The organism is Kitasatospora sp. NPDC001119, from assembly GCF_053598475.1.
On the sequence record NZ_JBSFKI010000010.1, the window covers coordinates 229,858 to 248,737 of the forward strand.

The window sequence follows — 18,880 nt, forward strand, 5'->3', positions numbered from 1 at the left end:
GGCGGGTCACTCCTCGCGGTCGGGCCGGCCGCGCCGGGCCACCGCCGCGACCGCGCCGGCCAGGCCGCCGACGCCGAGCACGATGAAGGTGACCGGGATGACGATCCGCCCGTTCACCGACTGGTCGTTGAGCGCCGCGACCAGGTAGAGCACGGCGATCACCGTGAACAGCGCGCCCGCGATCAGCGAGAACAGGTCGAGCCGGTGCTTCCTCACTGCTGGACCACCTTGATGTTGCCGAGCCCGATCCCGAGTTCGAGATTGAGGGTCCCCTTGGCCGGCTGCCCGTTGGCAGGGCCGATCAGGTAGGTGTGCCGCCCGGTGCCGTCGCTCCGGTCACCGGGGAGGGCGACGTTGCCGAGGCCGATCCGGGTCACCAGGTTCACCGTCACGTCGTCCGGCACGGTGACGGTCATGTCGCCGACGCCCAGGTCGACCTTGGTGGCGAGGGCGGCCCCGGCCGGGTCGAGTCCGGACAGGTCCAGCCTGATCTCCCCGGCGCCCAGGTTGTACCGGTCGTGCAGGTCGGACGCCGAGGCGACGGTCCAGGCGCGGTCGCCCACCGCGTCGCGCACGGAGTCCGGCGAGTGGCCGACGAAGGCCAGCGCCAGGGTGAGCAGCAGACCGGTCACCGCCAGCCGCCGGGCCCGGCCGAACTTCGCGCCGACCAGCAGCGTCAGGCCCACCACCAGCAGCGCGGTGGCCAGCACCGTCGCGCTCAGCACGGTGGGGTTGTGGCCGCGGTCGACGGAGGCGGACCAGACCGCGGCGGCGGCGCCGATCGCCAGCAGGAAGCCGAAGAAGCCGAGTGCCGAGCGCTCCCGGGGGCGCCGTGCGGCGGCGGCCTCGGGGCGGCGCTTCGCGCCCTCCTTGCGCAGCGGGTCGCCCTCCGGCAGGTCGGCGCGCTGCCACCAGGGCTGGGCCGGGGTGCCGGCCGGCGGCACCGGGGTGCCGTACGGCGGGGTCGGCGTGCCGTGGGGCGGGGTCGGGGCGGCCGGGGCGGTGGCCCCGTACGGGTTGCGCTCCGGGTGGCGCGGGTCCCACAGGTAGCCGCCGGCGCCGTCGGCGGGGGCCTTCCCGGCGGCCCGGGCGGACCCGTCCTGCTCCGGCCGCGGCCAGCGGTAGGCCCCGGCACCGTCCGCGGCGGTGCCGCCGGTGCCCTCGGACCCGGGGAAGTGGCGGTCGTACGGGCCGCCGTTCCGGTGCTCGCGCCCCCGGCCCCGGCGGCGGTCCGGGTCGTAGCGCACCGCCAGGAAGACCAGGGCGGCGAGCAGCAGCAGCGGGAACAGCTGGCCGCCGTCACCCATCGAGGAGAAGAAGACCCCGGTGCCGATCACGGTCAGCAGCACCGCGCCGACCGACTGGCCGTCCACCCGCCCGGTGAGCACCCGCTGGAGCTCGGTGCGCCCGCCGCGGCCCTTGGCCCCGTCGTCGGTCGGGACGATCAGCCAGGCCAGGCCGTACAGGAACAGCCCGAGGCCGCCGGAGAGGCAGAGCACCACCGTGACAACCCGGAAGACCACCGGGTCGATGTCCAGGTGCCGGCCGAGGCCGCCGCAGACGCCGGCCACCACGCGGTGGTGCTCGGTCCTGGTCAGTGGCGGGCGGTCCGGTTCCGGCGGGGCGGCGGGCCCGGTTTCCTCGATGCGGGGGTCCTCGGTCATGGACACCATCCTTCCGGCAGAGGACCGCCCGGCCCAACCGGGTCGAGCCCTGTCCGTACCCTGACTTGTCCCTGATACGGGATGGGGACACACCCTGATGCGCCCGCGGGTGCCCGCGTGGAACCATCGGTGGCGTGGCAGCCCCCGGTACCGATCCCCGATCCATCGCCCCCGACACCGCGTCGTCGGCCGGCGCCGACCCGAGCGCGCCCGACGACGGGCGGCCCCCCTACCGCCGGCTCTACCGCAGCCCGCAGGGACGGATGCTGGGCGGCGTCGCGCACGGCCTGGCGGTGCACCTCGGGCTGCCGGTGCGGTGGGTGCGGATCGCCTTCGTCGTGCTGTTCTTCGCGCAGGGGATCGGCGCGCTGCTGTACGCCGCGTTCTGGTTCGTGGTGCCGATCGGCATCGGCGAGCCCTCGCAGCGCGCCGGCGCCCAGTGGGTGTACTTCAACGGGGCGTTCGTCCCGGCCTCGCCGGGGGTGCAGGGCGGCCTGCTGAGCAAGGCCGGCCAGGCCGGCGGCTGGGTGGGCCGGATGCGCCGACTGCTCCAGCTCACCCTGCAGGGCGAGCCGGTGGGCGCCCCGGCGGAGGGGGAGGAGGCCGAGTCGGCCGGCAAGGCCGGGCAGGGCGGCCTCGGCCAGCTCGCCGCCCTGGTGATGACGGTGGTCGGCGTGATCGCCCTGCTCAACGTGCTCGGCTGGCAGACCGCCAAGCCGTACACCTGGCCGCTGCTGGCGATCGGCGTCGGCGTGGCGCTGGTCTGGCGGCAGGCCGACGACTCGCGCTGGCAGCGCTGGTTCGGCATCGAGGAGGGTGAGAAGCGGCGCGGCGCCTACACCCGGGTCGGCACCGGCGTGCTGCTCGCCGTCGCGGGCACCATCGCGCTGCTCGCCATGCAGGGCAGCGGCTCCACGCTCGCCTCGGTGATCGAGGCCTCGCTCGCCGTGCTGGCCGGTGTGCTGGTGCTGCTCGGCCCGTACGGCCTGCGGCTCTGGCAGGACCTCGGGGCCGAGCGCACCGCCCGCATCCGGGCCCAGGAGCGCGCCGAGATCGCCGCGCACATCCACGACTCCGTGCTGCACACCCTGACCCTGATCCAGCGCCGGGCCGAGGACCCCAAGGAGGTGCTGCGGCTGGCCCGCTCGCAGGAGCGCGAGCTGCGGCTGTGGCTGTACCGCCCGGAGGCCGCCGCCGAGGCCGCGCCGGACACCATGGCGGAGAGCCTGCGGGCCGCCGTCGCCGAGGTCGAGGACCGGCACGGCGTCCCGGTCGAGCTGGTGATCGTCGGCGACTGCCCGATGGACGAGCGGATCGCGGCCCAGATGCAGGCCGCGAGGGAGGCGACCGTCAACGCGGCCAAGTACGGTGGCGGGGGACCGGTCCAGGTCTACGCCGAGGTCGAGGGGAGGACGGTGTCGGTGTTCGTCCGCGACCACGGCCCCGGCTTCGACCCCGACACGGTGCCCGAGGACCGGATGGGCGTACGGGAGTCGATCATCGGCCGGATGAAGCGCAACGGCGGCACCGCACGGGTGCGGCCGGCGGCGGGCGGCGGCACCGAGGTCGAGCTGGAGATGGAGAGAACGAATGACTGAGGCAGCTCCGGAGCGCACGGCCCGGGTCGTGCTGGTGGACGACCACCGGATGTTCCGGACGGGGGTCAGGGCCGAGATCGGCCGCACCGAGGTGACCGGCATCGACGTGGTCGGCGAGGCCGACGACGTGGACTCGGCGGTCCGGGTGGTCGCCGAGACCAGGCCGGACGTGGTGCTGCTCGACGTCCACCTGCCGGGCGGCGGCGGCGTCGAGGTGCTGCGCCGCTCGGTCGGGGTGATGGGCGAGCAGGGCGGGGTGAAGTTCCTGGCGCTGTCGGTGTCGGACGCCGCCGACGACGTCATCGGCGTCATCCGCGGCGGCGCGCGCGGCTACGTCACCAAGACCATCACCGGCACCGACCTGGTGAACGCGATCTTCCGGATCGCCGACGGCGACGCGGTGTTCTCGCCCCGGCTGGCCGGCTTCGTGCTGGACGCCTTCGCCGCCACCGACACCCCGCCGGTGGACGAGGACCTGGACCGGCTCACCCAGCGCGAGCGCGAGGTCCTGCGGCTGATCGCCCGCGGCTACGCCTACAAGGAGATCGCCAAGCAGCTCTTCATCTCGGTGAAGACGGTCGAGAGCCACGTCTCCGCCGTCCTGCGCAAGCTCCAGCTCAGCAACCGCCACGAGCTGACCCGCTGGGCCACCGCCCGCCGCCTGGTCTGAGGCACCCCGGCGTCCTGGGGCGCCGCCACGGAGCCCGCCCGCCCCGGATCGTCCGGGGCGGGCGGGCTTGTCGGTGGGTGGCCATAGACTCGATGTGCCATGAGTAGCCTCTTTGACGACCTTCCGCTCCCCGGTTTCGAGGCACCCGCCGCCGGGTCGAAGCAGCCCGACGCGCCCGTCGACGCCATCGGTGAGGAGCCCCCGCCGTACGAGGAGGAGGCCCCGTACGACGCGTACGAGGAGGCCATCCCGGACGGCCTGTTCCAGACCGACCACGCCGCCGAGGCGGAGCGGGACGCCTGGTACCGCAACGGTGCCGCGCGGACGGTGGTGGACCCGGCGCAGCTGCTGGAGGGGATGAACGACCCGCAGCGCGAGGCGGTGCTGCACGCGGGCTCGCCGCTGCTGATCGTGGCCGGCGCCGGCTCGGGCAAGACCCGGGTGCTGACCCACCGGATCGCCCACCTGCTGGGCGCCCGCGGGGTGCAGCCGGGGGAGATCCTGGCGATCACCTTCACCAACAAGGCGGCCGGCGAGATGCGCGAGCGCGTCGAGGCGCTGGTCGGCCCGCGCGCCCGGGCGATGTGGGTCTCCACCTTCCACAGCGCCTGCGTGCGCATCCTGCGCCGCGAGTCCAAGCAGCTGGGCTTCACCTCCAGCTTCTCGATCTACGACTCGGCCGACTCGCAGCGGCTGATGTCGCTGGTCTGCCGCGACCTCGACCTGGACCCGAAGCAGTACCCGCCGAAGTCGTTCACGGCGAAGGTCAGCAACCTCAAGAACGAGCTGATCGACGAGGAGACCTTCGCCGACCAGGCCGCCAACCCGATGGAGAAGAAGCTCGCCGAGGCGTACGCGCTCTACCAGCGGCGGCTGCGCGAGGCCAACGCGCTGGACTTCGACGACATCATCATGACGACGGTGAACCTGCTGCAGGCCTTCCCCGACGTCGCCGAGCACTACCGGCGCCGGTTCCGGCACATCCTGGTCGACGAGTACCAGGACACCAACCACGCCCAGTACATGCTGGTCCGGGAGCTCAGCGGAGGATCCGTCGCCGCCGCGCCCAGGCGCACCGTGGACGGGGAGCTGGTGAACCCGGCGGCCGGGCGGCTGGCCGAGGTGCCGCCGGCCGAGCTGTGCGTGGTCGGTGACGCGGACCAGTCGATCTACGCCTTCCGCGGCGCGACCATCCGCAACATCCTCCAGTTCGAGGAGGACTACCCGAACGCGACCACGATCCTGCTGGAGCAGAACTACCGCTCCACCCAGACCATCCTGAGCGCCGCCAACGCCGTCATCGAGCGCAACGCCAACCGCCGCGAGAAGAAGCTGTGGACGGCCGGGGACCACGGCGAGAAGGTCGTCGGCTACGTCGCGGACGACGAGCACGGCGAGGCCCAGTTCATCGCCGACGAGATCGACCGGCTCACCGACAAGGGCGAGGCCAAGCCCGGCGACGTCGCGATCTTCTACCGGACCAACGCCCAGTCCCGCGTGTTCGAGGAGGTGTTCATCCGGGTCGGCCTGCCGTACAAGGTCGTCGGCGGGGTGCGCTTCTACGAGCGCAAGGAGGTCCGGGACGTCCTGGCGTACCTGCGGGTGCTCTCCAACCCGGAGGACACCGTGCCGCTGCGCCGGATCCTCAACGTGCCCAAGCGCGGCATCGGCGAGCGGGCCGAGGCGATGATCGACGCGCTGGCCTCGCGGGAGCGGATCTCCTTCGCCCAGGCGCTGGTGCGGGTCGACGAGGCGTACGGGATGGCCGCGCGCTCGGCCAACGCCGTCAAGAAGTTCAACACCCTGATGGCCGGACTGCGCCAGGTGGTCGAGTCGGGCGCGGGCCCGGCGGCGGTGCTGGAGGCCGTCCTGGAGGAGACCGGCTACCTGGCCGAGCTCCAGGCCTCCACCGACCCGCAGGACGAGACCCGGGTGGAGAACCTCCAGGAGCTCGCCTCCGTCGCCCTGGAGTACGAGCAGGACCCGGGCGAGCGGCCGGACGCCGACGAGGAGGGCACGCCGCCGGTCGGCTCGCTGGCCGACTTCCTGGAGCGGGTCGCGCTGGTCGCCGACTCGGACCAGATCCCGGACGACGACGAGGACGGGCAGGGCGTCATCACGATGATGACCCTGCACACCGCCAAGGGCCTGGAGTTCCCCGTCGTCTTCCTGACCGGCATGGAGGACGGGATCTTCCCGCACATGCGGGCGCTCAACCAGGTCAAGGAGCTGGAGGAGGAGCGCCGGCTCGCGTACGTCGGGCTCACCCGGGCCCGCGAGCGGCTGTACCTGACCCGCTCGGTGCTGCGCAGCGCCTGGGGGCAGCCGGCCTACAACCCGGCCTCGCGGTTCCTGGAGGAGATCCCGGAGACGCTGGTGGAGTGGAAGCGCACCGGGGCGGCCCAGGCGCCGGTCCAGCGCGGCTACTCCTCGGGCTCGTCCTGGGGCAAGTCCTCGTCCGGGGGCGGGAGTTCGCGTTCCTCCTCGTCGGCCGCGGCGGCCAAGCCGAAGGCCGGCTGGGGGCAGTCGGCGCGGCGCGGCGGCCAGCTGGTGGAGCGCGAGGCGGTCTCGCTCGCGGTCGGCGACCGGGTCACCCACGACAGCTTCGGGCTGGGCACGGTGGTGGCCGTCACGGGCGTCGGCGACCGGGCGCAGGCCACCGTCGACTTCGGCACCGACGGGCGCAAGCAGCTGCTGCTGCGCTACGCGCCGGTGGAGAAGCTCTGAGCGGTGGAGCAGCTCTGCTCCGCGGAGCTGCTCCGACCCGCTAGCGCGGGTCCAGCCCGTTCGAGAGGAGCCAGGGCAGCGGGTCGATCGGCCCGTTGCCCTGCGGCCGGATCTCGAAGTGCAGGTGCGGGCCGGTGCTGTTGCCGCTGCTGCCGACGAAGGCGATCACGTCGCCCTGCTTCACCGGGCCCTTGCGCACCTTGTACGCCCGCAGGTGGCAGTACCAGGCCTCGGTGCCGTCGGGCATCTTGAGGATCGTCATGTAGCCGTAGAACGGGTTCCACTGGGTGCGGATCGTGCCGTCGGTCACGGCGTAGACCTCGGAGCCGCCGTCCACCGGGAAGTCGATGCCGGTGTGCCGGTTGGCCCAGTGGGTGCCGGCCTCGCCGAACAGTTCGCCGAGGCCGTGCCGGGCGACCGGCATGACCACCGTGGGCTTCACCGGTTCGGGGGCGGGCTCGGCGGTGGGCTGCGCGGTGGGGGCCTCGGTGGGCTGGGCGCCGGCCAGCGGCTGGCGGGCGTCGCCGCGCGAGGCCTGGGCCGGTGCGCCGGCCGCGAGCGCCTGGGTCGCCGCGTGCGCGGCCGCGGTGTCCGGCGCCGTGGCCTGCGGCGTCCGTCCGGCGGCCTGGGCGCGCTGCTGGTCGGCCTCCCCCTGCACGGTGACCGCCGCGGCGGCGGCCACCCCGAGCGCGGCCACCGAGGGCAGCGCGACCCGGAACAGGGCCGTCCGGGTGGCCGCCTTGGCGGCGCCGCGGCGCTGGGCACGGGACTGCTCGCGGGCGGCGAGGCGCAGCTCCGCGCGGGTCGGACGGGCGGCTGCATCGGGAGCCATCGGGGGCTGCCTCCTCGGTGGGCCTCGGGCGTCGTCGGACGAGGGGAGAACAGCCGTGACTGTAGTCCCAAGGGCAGCCGTGACTGTAGTCCCAAGGACGACGCCCCGGAAAAACCTCCGGATGTCAAGGGGTCGGCCGGGGGGTCTGTGCGGAGGTTGCGGGAAGGACGGGTATACCCGCTGGTAGCAAGGCCCGGAGCTGTGACTTTGCCCTCCTCTTCGGAGGCGGCGCGGTCAACCGTGCCGGGGAGCGCTAACCTCCCCTCAGGTTGGTTATCGACCGTTAACCGCGCCGGCGGCCCACGAGGCCCGGTCGGATGGTGGACGACGAGGTCCAGGAGGCAGTCATGAGTGTGTCGGGGCCGATCCGTGTGGTGGTCGCCAAGCCCGGGCTCGACGGTCACGACCGTGGTGCCAAGGTCATCGCGCGAGCCCTGCGCGACGCCGGTATGGAGGTCATCTACACCGGACTGCACCAGACGCCCGAGCAGGTCGTCGACACCGCGATCCAGGAGGACGCGGACGGCATCGGGCTGTCGATCCTCTCCGGTGCCCATATGACGCTGTGCGCCCGGGTGTTGGAGCTGCTGAAGGAGCGCGACGCGGAGGACATCAAGGTCTTCTGCGGGGGGATCATCCCGGACGAGGACATCGCCGAGCTCAAGGCGCTGGGCGTCGCGGACATCTTCACCCCGGGCACGCCGACCCGGGACGTGGTCGCCTGGGTCGAGTCGAACCTGCGGGCCGGCTGAGCCACGGCGCGTCGAGCGGGCCGGCCCTCCCGGGGGCCGGCCCGCTCCGTCGTCTCCGTCGTCTCCGTCGTCTTCGGAGGCGTACCGCGGGCCCGGCCCGCCCTCAGCCCGCCAGCTCCGCGAGCATCGCCGCCCGGAAGCGCAGGGTGCCGGCCAGCCGGGAGAAGGTCTCGGACCACGCGGAGTCCGGGGCGGCCCCGGCGGCCAGCTCCTCCACCGCGGCGGCCGTCTCCGGGGCGAGCGCGCGCTCCGTCATCCCGAGCACCCCGCTGTGGCTCCACGGGTACGCCCCGGAGGCCGCCGCCCGGGCCAGGGCGGTCACCACGGCGGTGGACAGCGGCGGCGTCCACGGGGTGGCGCAGGCGCCGAGCAGCTGGAAGGCCTCGCCCAGCCCGTGCACCGTGATGAACGCGGCCGTCCAGACCGCCCGCTCCTCCGGCGGGAGGACGGCCAGCAGCTTGGCCGGGGCGCCGGTGGTGCGCAGCGCGCGGGTCCGGGCGCCGCGCCCGGACGGGACCGGGGCCGGGCCGAGCAGCGCCCGGGCCCAGTCGGCGTCCTGCTGGCGGACGGCGGCCCGCGCCCAGGCCTCCCGCAGGTCGTCGGCCCAGCTGCTGCTGGTCTCGTCGATGCTGTCGCCGACCCGCAGGGCGAGCAGCTGCCCGGGCGTCAGCCCGGTGCTCTCCGGCCACAGCGACAGCGGTGCGGCGGCCACCAACTCGCCGAACCACCAGGCCCGTTCACCGCGCCCGGTGGGCGATTTGGGGGCGATCCCGTCGCGCTGCATCTGGGCGTCGCACGCGGTGGGCGGGGTGACCAGCAGGTGCGTGCCGGTGTCGGCGAGCCGGACGGCGGCCCGCGCCCGCTCGGCCATCCGGCGGGCCAGCGCGGAGCCGGGCAGGGTGGAGAGCAGCTCGGCGGCGGTGGCCCGGACGTTCTTGCTGCGGTCGCCGAGGGCGGCTTCCAGGAACGGTTCGTCGGCGGGGGAGAGGCCGTCCTGGAGGGCGTCCAGGAAGAGCAGGCGGTCCTCGGCGCGCTCGGTGGACCAGGTGCCGCGCAGCAGCTCCAGGCCGGCCGCGGGATCGCGGCGGCGCAGCTGCGTGAGGTGGGTGACCCGTTCGGCGAACAGGCCCTCGTGCCAGAGCCGGTCGTCGGCGGGCCGCTGCGGCAGCTCGGGGGCGGTGGTGCGCAGCACGAACCGCCAGTCGGGGTTCTGCTCGGCCAGCCAGCGGCCCGGCGGACCGGCCAACGCCACGGCGTCGGAGCGCAGTTCGCTGCGGGCGCGGGCGGCGTCGAGCAGGCCGGGTATCAGCGCGGCGGGCGGGCGCAGGCCGCTCGCCCGGGCGGTGGCGAGCCACTGCGGCAGCAGCTCGGACAGGTTGGCCAGGGTGCCGCCGGCGCCGGTGCCGCCGCCGGTGCGCCCCGAGAGCAGGACGGCCAGCCGGCGGGCGGCCGGCTCGGGCAGCTCCGGGCGGGTGTCCTCGGCCGCGGGCGGGCCGGGCGGCCCGTCGGCCGGTACGGGCAGCGCGCCGGCCCGGCGGCGGACGGCGGCCAGCGCGGCCAGCTCCAGCAGGGCGGTGGCCGGATCGCCCTGGTCCACGGCGTCGGCGAGCGGCAGGGCGGTGGCCGGGAGCGGACGGCGGTCGGTGCCGAGCAGGGCGCTGGTGTGCAGGGTCTCCCACGGGTCCTGGGTGATCGTCATTCCTGGTGCTCCTGGGCGTGTCTTGTGGGTTTTGTCGGATCAGGGCGCGGCGTTGGGGTGCGTGCATCGCAAGGCGGAGGAGGGAGCCACTGCGGTGGGGGCACCTCCCGGCCGAAGGCTGGGGGCCATTGGCGACCGACGACAACGCGGCGAGGTGCGTTTGTGCCCTGGGGGTACCTCCCGGCCGAAGGCTGGGGGAGCGTCGCGCGCCCGGCAGGGATCCACAAGACACGCCCTAAACGTTGGTGAGGCCGACCGGGCGCTGGTCGGCGGCCCAGGCCGTGACCGGGGCGAAGCCCTGGTGGCCGTACTCGCCGAAGACCGTCAGCGGGCGGCCGGTGGAGACCGCGGCCAGCCGCCACAGCGCGGCCTCCGGGACGGCCGAGGTGCGGACCGGCACGGTGTGGTGGCCGTCCGTCAGGAACCAGCCGTCCGGGGTGCGGACCGGGACGACGTCGCCGAGCACGGTGGGCCGGCTCTCCAGCCACGGGTCGTCGGCGACGGCGGTGCCGTAGCCGGCCACCGCCTCGGCGACGGTGAGCCCGGCGGGCGGGCCGGCGGGGCCCGGCTCGGGGGCGCCGTAGCGCTCGCGGAGGTCGGCGCGCAGCGGGTGGGCGGCGGGGAAGTAGGCGAGGTCGGCCTCGACCAGGCGGCCGGTGGGCAGGGCGAGGGCGGGGGCCTGGCCCTGGTGGCCGAAGGAGAGCAGCAGGGCCGGGCGGCCGGTCTTGGCGCCGCGCAGCCAGACCCGGCGGGTGGTGAGCCGCTCGTCCGTGGTGTCCCGGGTGCCGAGGACCAGCCAGCGGTCGCGGACGGTGGGGCCGGCCGTGCCGGGGTCAGCGGGGAAGCCGACCCGGGTGCGGACGGTGGCGGCCAGTTCGGCCGGCAGTTCGTCCATCCGGGTGGCGGCGGTGGCGAGCAGGTGCAGCATGGCGTACTCCTCCAGCAGCCGCTCCTGCGGCAGCGCGTCCAGTTCGCGGACCCGGGCGGCCAGGCCGGGGGCCTGCGCGTCGACCATCCGGGCGGCGACCTCCTCCCAGGGGCCGGCGGTGGACTGGTCGGCCAGGCCGTGCCGGACCCGGTCGGCCAGCCGCAGCCGCAGCTCGGCGGCGCCGACCGCGACCTTGGCGCCGCGCTTCTCGAGCCGGCGCCGGGTGGCCTCCGGGTCCTCCTCCTTCTTCTCCGCGCGCTTCTCGGCGCGCTCCTGGCGGGAGGCGAGCCACTCGGAGACCCAGTCGGCGGGCTCGCCGGCCGGGACGGCCGCCGGGGTGCCGCTCCACAGCAGGAGGAGCCCGAGCGCGTGCTTGCACGGGAACTTCCGGCTGGGGCAGGTGCACTGGTAGGCGGGCGTGGCGAGTTCGATCGCGGTGCGGTACGGCGTGCGGCCGCTGCCCTTGCACTCGCCCCAGAGCGCGGTGCCGTCGGTGCCGGTGCCGGACCACGGCGCGGGCGCGGAGAGCTTGCCCGCGGCCTTCTGCGAGGCGGCGTCAGGTGCCAGGGACAGGACGTGTTCGGTGCTCCAGCGTTCCTCCATGCGACCGACCGTAGGCGGCGGCACTGACAGTGGCTGACGGCCCGTCCGCAGCCCCCGGCGGGTTGTCAGTGGCTCGGTGCAGGGTTGGTTCCACAGGCCGGGACGCCGACCTGGCTCCCCCCGATCACCACTCCGCCCGGGGCACCCGTGTGCCCGGCGGCCGACCCGAAGGAGCCCCCATGACCGACGTTCTGCGGCAGCACGCCGAGGACGCGTTCGCCGGTGAACTGGCCGCGCTGGCCGCGCAGGACGACCGTCCGCGCCCCGAGCGCTGGAAGCTCTCGCCGTGGGCCGTGGCGACGTACCTGCTCGGCGGCGAACTGCCCGACGGCACCCGGATCACCCCCAAGTACATCGGCCCGCGCCGGATCGTCGAGGTCGCCGTGACGACCCTGGCGACGGACCGGGCGCTGCTGCTGCTCGGCGTGCCGGGCACCGCGAAGACCTGGGTGTCCGAGCACCTGGCCGCGGCGATCAGCGGCGACTCCACGATGCTGGTGCAGGGCACGGCCGGCACCCCCGAGGAGGCCGTCCGCTACGGCTGGAACTACGCGCAGCTGCTCACCAACGGGCCCAGCCGGGACGCCCTGGTGCCCTCGCCGCTGATGCGGGCGATGGCCGACGGGAAGATCGCCCGGGTCGAGGAGCTCACCCGCATCCCGGCCGACGTGCAGGACAGTCTGATCACCATCCTGTCCGAGAAGACGCTCCCGATACCGGAGTTGGGCGCCGAGACGCAGGCCGTACGCGGCTTCAACGTGATCGCCACCGCCAACGACCGCGACCGCGGCGTCAACGAGCTGTCCAGCGCGCTGCGCCGCCGCTTCAACACCGTGGTGCTGCCGCTGCCGGGCTCGCTGGACGAGGAGGTCGACATCGTCACCCGGCGGGTCGGCCAGCTCGGCCGCTCCCTGGACCTGCCCGAACTGCCCGGCGGCGCCGAGGAGATCAGGCGCGTGGTCACCGTCTTCCGCGAGCTGCGGGCCGGGATCACGGTGGACGGCCGGACGAAGGTCAAGACCCCGAGCGGCACCCTCTCCACCGCCGAGGCGATCTCGGTGGTGACCAACGGGCTCGCGCTGGCCGCCCACTTCGGCGACGGCGTGCTGCGGGCCGGGGACGTGACGGCCGGCATCCTCGGCGCCGTCGTCCGCGACCCGGTGGCGGACCGGGCCGTCTGGCGCGAGTACGTCGAAGGAGTGGTGCGCGAGCGCGACGGCTGGAAGGACTTCTACCGCGCCGCCCGCGAGGTGACCGTATGACGAGCCCTGAGGTCGCCCTGCTGGGCATCCGCCACCACGGCCCCGGTTCGGCCCGGGCGGTGGCCGCCGCGCTGGCGCAGTGGCGGCCGGACGCGGTGCTGATCGAGGGCCCGCCGGAGGCCGACGCGATCGTCCACCTGGCGGCCGAGAAGGACCTGGTCCCGCCGGTGGCGCTGCTCGCCCACGCGGTGGACGACCCGGCGAAGGCCGCCTTCTGGCCGTACGCCGAGTTCTCCCCGGAGTGGGTGGCGATCCGCCACGCCGTGGACCACGACCTGCCGGTCCGCTTCATCGACCTGCCCGCCGCGTACGGCTTCGCGCCCGCCGAGCCCGTCGGTCCCGCCGTTCCTGCCGAGGACGGTGAGGCCGGCGACGCCGAGGAGGACGACGCCGAGGAGGCCGGCGCCGACCCGGTCGCCGACCCGCTGGCGCTGCTCGCCGAGGCGGCCGGGCACGACGACGCCGAGCGCTGGTGGGAGGACGTGGTCGAGCACCGCGCGCCCGGCACCGACGCGCTGGCGCCGTTCGCCGCCGTCGCCGAGGCGATGGGCGCGCTGCGCGCCGAGGGCCTCGGCGAGTCCCGCCGGGACCAGCTGCGCGAGGCGTACATGCGCCAGCAGATCCGCGCCGCCCGGCGCGCCGGGCACCTGCGGATCGCCGTGGTCTGCGGGGCCTTCCACGTCCCCGCGCTGGAGCGGATGCCCACCGTCGCCCACGACCGGGCGCTGCTCGCCGGGCTGCCGAAGAAGGTGCGTACGGACATCACCTGGGTGCCGTGGACGCACCGCCGGCTCTCCCAGGCCACCGGCTACGGCGCGGGCGTGCAGTCGCCCGGCTGGTACCACCACCTGTTCACCACCGACGGGGACCCGGTGCCGCGCTGGCTCACCCGGGCCGCCGACCTGCTGCGCGCCGAGGACCACCCGGTCTCCTCCGCGCACGTGATCGAGGCGGTCCGGCTCGCCGAGACCCTGGCCGTGCTGCGCGGCCGCCCGCTCGCCGGGCTGACCGAGACCCTGGACGCCGTGCGCGCGGTGCTCTGCGAGGGCTCGGACGTCGCCCTGGAGCTGGTCCGGGACCGCCTGGTGGTCGGCGACGCGCTCGGCGAGGTCCCGGACGCCGCACCGGCGGTGCCGCTCCAGCGCGACCTGACCCGCTTGCAGCGCTCGCTGCGGCTCAAGCCCGAGGCCGCGCCGAAGGACGTCGACCTCGACCTGCGCAAGGAGAACGACGCGGCCCGCTCCCGGCTGCTGCACCGGCTGCGGCTGCTGGGCGTGGACTGGGGCGTGCCCGCGCGCTCCTCGGTGAACTCGACCGGGACGTTCCGGGAGAGCTGGCGGCTGTGCTGGCAGCCCGAGTTCGCGGTCCGGATCGCCGAGGCCGCCCAGTGGGGCACCACGGTCGAGGAGGCGGCGGCCAACAAGGCCGTCGGCACCGCCCGGGCCGCCGAGGAACTCGCCGAACTGACCGGCCTGGTGGAGACCTGCCTGCTGGCCGGGCTGTCCGGCGCCCTGCCCGCCGTGATGCGGGTGCTCGCCGACTGCGCGGCCCTGGACACCGACGTCGCGCACCTCGCGGGCGCGCTGCCCGCCCTGGTCCGGGCGCTGCGCTACGGCGACGTGCGCGGCACCGACCACGGCGCGCTGGCCGGGGCGGCCTCGGGCCTGGCCGAGCGGATCTGCGTCGGGCTGCCGCCCGCCTGCGTCGGCCTGGACGCCGAGGGCGCGGCGACGATGCGCGGCCGCCTCGACGAGGTGCACGGCGCGATCGGCCTGCTGGCCGCCGATCCGGGCACCGCCGCCGACACCGCTGCCGCCACCGCCGCCGACGCCGTGCCGGAGCCCGACGGCCTGGCCGGCCTGGCCGACCGCTGGGCCGCCGCCCTGGGCTCGCTGGCCCGCCGCGAGCCGGCCGGCGGACCGGCCACCGGAGCCCCCGGGCTGCTGCGCGGCCGGGCCGTGCGACTGCTGCTGGACGACGGCCGGCTCGACTCCGAGGAGGCCGGCCGCCGGCTCCGACTGGTCCTCTCCGTCGCCAACGCCCCGGCGGACGCGGCCGGTTGGGTCGAGGGCTTCCTGACCGGCGGCGGCGCCCTGCTGCTGCACGACCCGCGGCTGCTCGCCCTGCTGGACGAGTGGCTGACCGGGGTGGGCGACGAGGTCTTCACCGACGTCCTGCCGCTGCTGCGCCGCACCTTCGCCGCCCTGGAGGCGGGTGTGCGCACCACCATCGGCGGCCGGGTCGCGGCCGGTCCGCTCGACGAGCTCCCGGCCGTCCGGGCCGAGGCCGGCGAGCTGGACCGGGCCCGCGCCGACGCCGCCGTCCCCGTGGTGGCCCTGCTGCTCGGGATCCGTCCGACGATCCCCCGGCAGGCCGCCGGCCGGGACACCTGACCCCCGGCCCACGACCCCCGGCCCGTGCGCCCCACCCGTGACACCCGACACCCAAGACACCCGACACCCACGACACCCGACCCATGACGCCCGACCCGGCGAAGGAGGACGAGATGGCAGCGCCCACGACCGACGAACGGCTGCGCCGCTGGCGGCTGGTGCTCGGCGGTGAGGCCGACGGCACCGGCTGCACCCTGCGCGGCCGCGACGCCGCGATGGACGGCGCCCTCGGCGCGCTCTACCGCGGCGCCCCCGAGGAGGGCGCCCGGGCCGCCCGCGGCGGCCGCCGCAGTGCCGGGCTGGGCGGCTCGGCCCCGCAGGTGGCCCGCTGGCTGGGCGACATCCGCACGTACTTCCCGTCCACCGTCGTGCAGCTGATGCAGCAGGACGCGATCTCCCGGCTCGGCCTGGACCGGCTGCTGCTGGAGCCGGAGATGCTGGAGGCCGTCGAGCCGGACGTGCACCTGGTCGGCACCCTGCTGTCGCTCAAGCACGCGCTGCCCGAGACCACCCGGGAGACCGCCCGGGCGGTGGTCGGCAAGGTGGTCGCCGACCTGGAGCGCCGGCTCGCCGACCGCACCCGGGCCACCCTCGGCGGCGCCCTCGACCGCAGCGCCAAGGTCAACCGCCCCCGCCACCGCGACATCGACTGGGACCGCACCATCCGGGCCAACCTGAAGAACTACCTGCCCGAGCACGGCACCGTCGTCCCCGAGCGGCTGGTCGGCTACGCCCGCGCCCAGCGCGCCGTGAAGAAGGACGTCATCCTCTGCGTCGACCAGTCCGGCTCGATGGCGCCCTCGGTCGTCCACTCGGCGGTCTTCGGCGCGGTGCTCTCCTCGATGCGCACCCTGGACACCCGCCTGGTCGTCTTCGACACCTCGGTGGTCGACCTCACCGAGCAGCTCACCGACCCGGTCGACGTCCTGTTCGCCACCCAGCTCGGCGGCGGCACCGACATCAACCGCGCGCTCGCCTACTGCCAGTCGAGGATCACCCGGCCCTCCGAGACCGTCGTGGTGCTGATCAGCGACCTGTACGAGGGCGGCATCCGGGACGGCATGCTCAAGCGGGTCGCCGCGATGAAGGCGGCCGGCGTCCAGTTCATCGCCCTGCTGGCGCTCTCCGACGAGGGGGCCCCGGCGTACGACCACGCGCACGCCGCCGCCCTGGCCTCGCTCGGTGCCCCGGCCTTCGCCTGCACCCCGGACGCGTTCCCGGAGATCATGGCGGCGGCCATCGAGAAGCGCCCGATCCCGCGGGGCCTGATCAGGGGGGCCGACCAGGGGGCGTGAGGAATTCACCCGGACGCGCTAATCCGCGTGATCGGCGGACCGGCCGTCCACCCCGTCCCGCCGGGCTGTTTGTGACGGTTCTCACCCGGGGTGGACAGGCCCCGGGCGGAACTGCCCGGCCCTGCGGGGATAACCTGCCAGACGGACGTGACGCGCGTGTTGATTGACGTGAGCGCCCGTGGCTGTGTGGGCCGCAAGGCCGTACCTCTGCGTACCCGCACCGCCCCGACGACCCGCAGCGAAGATCCTGCCGTGGCACGCTCGTAGAGACACAATCCGCGACCACGAACAAGGACAAACACGTGGACCTGTTCGAGTACCAGGCGAGGGACCTCTTCGCCAAGCACGGTGTGCCCGTGCTTGACGGCGATGTCATCGAGACCGCCGCAGACGCTGCCGCCATCGCGGAGCGCTTCGGCGGCCGCGCCGTCGTCAAGGCTCAGGTGAAGGTGGGCGGCCGAGGCAAGGCCGGCGGCGTCAAGCTCGCCGCCGACCCGGCGGACGCCGTCGCCAAGGCCGAGCAGATCCTCGGCATGGACATCAAGGGCCACACCGTTCACAAGGTGATGCTGGCCCAGACCGCGGACATCAAGGACGAGTACTACGTCTCGTTCCTGCTGGACCGCACCAACCGCACCTTCCTGGCCATGGCCAGCGTCGAGGGCGGCGTGGAGATCGAGGTCGTCGCCGAGCAGAACCCCGAGGCGCTCGCCAAGATCCCGGTCGACGCCAACGAGGGCTGCACCCCGGAGAAGGCCGCCGAGATCGTCGCCGCGGCGAAGTTCCCGGCCGAGGTCGCCGACCAGGTCGCCGAGGTCCTGCAGAAGCTGTGGACCGTCTTCATCAAGGAGGACGCCCTCCTCGTCGAGGTCAACCCGCTGATCAAGTCCGGTGACGGCAAGATCATCGCGCTCGACGGCAAGGTCTCCCTGGACGAGAACGCCGAGTTCCGCCAGCCCGAGCACGAGGCCCTGGAGGACAAGGCCGCGGCCAACCCGCTGGAGGCCGCCGCCAAGGCCAAGGGCCTGAACTACGTCAAGCTCGACGGCCAGGTCGGCATCATCGGCAACGGCGCGGGCCTCGTCATGAGCACCCTCGACGTGGTCGCCTACGCCGGTGAGAACCACGGCGGCGTCAAGCCCGCCAACTTCCTCGACATCGGTGGCGGCGCGTCCGCCGAGGTGATGGCGAACGGCCTGGAGATCATCCTGGGCGACCCCGACGTCAAGTCGGTCTTCGTCAACGTCTTCGGCGGCATCACCGCGTGCGACGCGGTCGCCAACGGCATCGTGCAGGCCCTGGCGCTCCTGGAGAGCAAGGGCGAGAACGTCTCCAAGCCGCTGGTCGTCCGCCTGGACGGCAACAACGCGGAGCTGGGTCGCAAGATCCTCGACGACGCCAACCACCCGCTGGTGCAGCGCGTGGACACCATGGACGGCGCCGCTGACCGCGCCGCCGAGCTGGCCAACAAGTAAGGAAGGGGACTTAACACCATGGCTATCTTCCTTACCAAGGACAGCAAGGTCATCGTCCAGGGCATGACCGGCGCCGAGGGCATGAAGCACACCCGCCGCATGCTCGCCTCCGGCACCCAGATCGTCGGCGGCGTCAACCCGCGCAAGGCCGGTACCACGGTCGACGTCGACGGCACCGAGATCCCGGTCTTCGGCACCGTCGCCGAGGCCATGGAGAAGACCGGCGCCGACGTCACGGTCCTCTTCGTCCCGCCGGCCTTCACCAAGGCCGCCGCGATCGAGGCCATCGACGCCGAGATCGGCCTGGCCATCGTCATCACCGAGGGCGTCCCGGTGCACGACACCGCCGCCTTCTGGGCGCACGCCGGTGCCAAGGGCAACAAGACCCGCATCATCGGCCCGAACTGCCCGGGTCTGATCAGCCCCGGACAGTCGAACGCCGGCATCATCCCGGCCGACATCACCAGCTCCGGCAAGATCGGCCTGGTCTCGAAGTCCGGCACCCTGACCTACCAGCTCATGTACGAGCTGCGGGACATCGGCTTCACCTCGGCCGTGGGCATCGGTGGCGACCCGGTCATCGGCACCACCCACATCGACGCGCTCAAGGCCTTCCAGGAGGACCCGGAGACCGAGCTCATCGTCATGATCGGTGAGATCGGTGGCGACGCCGAGGAGCGTGCCGCGGCCTTCATCGCCGAGCACGTCACCAAGCCGGTCGTCGGCTACGTCGCGGGCTTCACCGCCCCCGAGGGCAAGACCATGGGCCACGCCGGCGCCATCGTCTCCGGCTCCTCGGGCACCGCCCAGGCGAAGAAGGAGGCCCTCGAGGCCGCCGGTGTCAAGGTCGGCAAGACGCCGTCCGAGACCGCCCGCCTGGCCCGCGAGATCATCGCCGCCCAGGGCTGATCCCGCCCCGCGCGTGACGAGCGCCCCCGCCCTCCCCGGGCGGGGGCGCTCGCCGTTTCCGGCGCGCCCTCGG

The 18,880-nt window shown here is 74.4% G+C and carries 14 protein-coding genes; 9 read left to right on the plus strand and 5 right to left on the minus strand.

Annotated elements, in window-relative coordinates; all coding sequences use genetic code 11:
- Positions 1–6: 6 nt before the first annotated feature.
- Complete coding sequence (locus ACWDD9_RS15520; protein ID WP_049661234.1) at positions 7–216, minus strand: hypothetical protein; 210 nt, start codon at positions 214–216, stop codon at positions 7–9.
- On the minus strand, positions 213–1,664 hold the full coding sequence (locus ACWDD9_RS15525; protein ID WP_388044854.1) for a PspC domain-containing protein: 1,452 nt from the start codon (positions 1,662–1,664) through the stop codon (positions 213–215). Before ACWDD9_RS15525 ends, ACWDD9_RS15520 begins: the two co-directional genes overlap by 4 nt.
- 134 nt (positions 1,665–1,798) lie before the next feature.
- On the opposite strand from ACWDD9_RS15525, the gene ACWDD9_RS15530 reads away from it, so the two are divergent.
- From ACWDD9_RS15530 to pcrA, 3 genes are all read left to right on the plus strand, one after another.
- Complete coding sequence (locus ACWDD9_RS15530; RefSeq protein ID WP_375877215.1) at positions 1,799–3,262, plus strand: PspC domain-containing protein; 1,464 nt, start codon at positions 1,799–1,801, stop codon at positions 3,260–3,262.
- Complete coding sequence (locus tag ACWDD9_RS15535; protein ID WP_049658372.1) at positions 3,255–3,932, plus strand: LuxR C-terminal-related transcriptional regulator; 678 nt, start codon at positions 3,255–3,257, stop codon at positions 3,930–3,932. The genes ACWDD9_RS15530 and ACWDD9_RS15535 overlap by 8 nt, the downstream gene beginning before the upstream one ends.
- Positions 3,933–4,031: 99 nt before the next feature.
- Entirely contained in the window at positions 4,032–6,659 is a 2,628-nt protein-coding gene (gene pcrA, locus ACWDD9_RS15540) for a DNA helicase PcrA (protein WP_049658374.1), read from the plus strand.
- 40 nt (positions 6,660–6,699) lie between these two features.
- On the opposite strand, the gene ACWDD9_RS15545 is transcribed toward pcrA, so the two are convergent.
- Complete coding sequence (locus tag ACWDD9_RS15545; RefSeq protein WP_074003933.1) at positions 6,700–7,491, minus strand: M23 family metallopeptidase; 792 nt, start codon at positions 7,489–7,491, stop codon at positions 6,700–6,702.
- 347 nt (positions 7,492–7,838) lie between these two features.
- Here ACWDD9_RS15545 and ACWDD9_RS15550 point away from each other — a divergent pair, with 347 nt between their 5' ends.
- Positions 7,839–8,243, plus strand: a complete 405-nt coding sequence (locus ACWDD9_RS15550) for a cobalamin B12-binding domain-containing protein (RefSeq protein WP_049660544.1) — start codon at positions 7,839–7,841, stop codon at positions 8,241–8,243.
- Positions 8,244–8,346: 103 nt separating this feature from the next.
- Here the strand turns inward: ACWDD9_RS15550 and ACWDD9_RS15555 are convergent, their stop codons facing one another.
- Together ACWDD9_RS15555 and ACWDD9_RS15560 are read right to left on the minus strand one after the other, a co-directional pair.
- A complete protein-coding gene (locus ACWDD9_RS15555) occupies positions 8,347–9,942 on the minus strand; it encodes a DUF5691 domain-containing protein (protein WP_449811802.1) in 1,596 nt (531 codons plus the stop codon).
- Positions 9,943–10,177: 235 nt separating this feature from the next.
- On the minus strand, positions 10,178–11,473 hold the full coding sequence (locus ACWDD9_RS15560; protein ID WP_449811803.1) for an SWIM zinc finger family protein: 1,296 nt from the start codon (positions 11,471–11,473) through the stop codon (positions 10,178–10,180).
- 179 nt (positions 11,474–11,652) lie between these two features.
- Here ACWDD9_RS15560 and ACWDD9_RS15565 point away from each other — a divergent pair, with 179 nt between their 5' ends.
- The 5 genes from ACWDD9_RS15565 (at position 11,653) to sucD (ending at position 18,807) form a co-directional block, all read left to right on the plus strand.
- Complete coding sequence (locus ACWDD9_RS15565) at positions 11,653–12,735, plus strand: ATP-binding protein (RefSeq protein WP_049659200.1); 1,083 nt, start codon at positions 11,653–11,655, stop codon at positions 12,733–12,735.
- Positions 12,732–15,128 (plus strand): DUF5682 family protein, encoded by a 2,397-nt coding sequence (locus ACWDD9_RS15570; protein WP_449811804.1) that lies wholly within the window; start codon positions 12,732–12,734, stop codon positions 15,126–15,128. The genes ACWDD9_RS15565 and ACWDD9_RS15570 overlap by 4 nt, the downstream gene beginning before the upstream one ends.
- Before the next feature lie 113 nt (positions 15,129–15,241).
- Positions 15,242–16,423 (plus strand): VWA domain-containing protein, encoded by a 1,182-nt coding sequence (locus tag ACWDD9_RS15575; RefSeq protein ID WP_049659290.1) that lies wholly within the window; start codon positions 15,242–15,244, stop codon positions 16,421–16,423.
- A 302-nt stretch (positions 16,424–16,725) separates the two neighbouring features.
- A complete protein-coding gene (gene sucC / locus ACWDD9_RS15580) occupies positions 16,726–17,898 on the plus strand; it encodes an ADP-forming succinate--CoA ligase subunit beta (RefSeq protein ID WP_049659288.1) in 1,173 nt (390 codons plus the stop codon).
- An 18-nt stretch (positions 17,899–17,916) separates the two neighbouring features.
- Positions 17,917–18,807 (plus strand): succinate--CoA ligase subunit alpha, encoded by an 891-nt coding sequence (gene sucD / locus ACWDD9_RS15585; protein WP_074003930.1) that lies wholly within the window; start codon positions 17,917–17,919, stop codon positions 18,805–18,807.
- Positions 18,808–18,880: the final 73 nt, after the last annotated feature.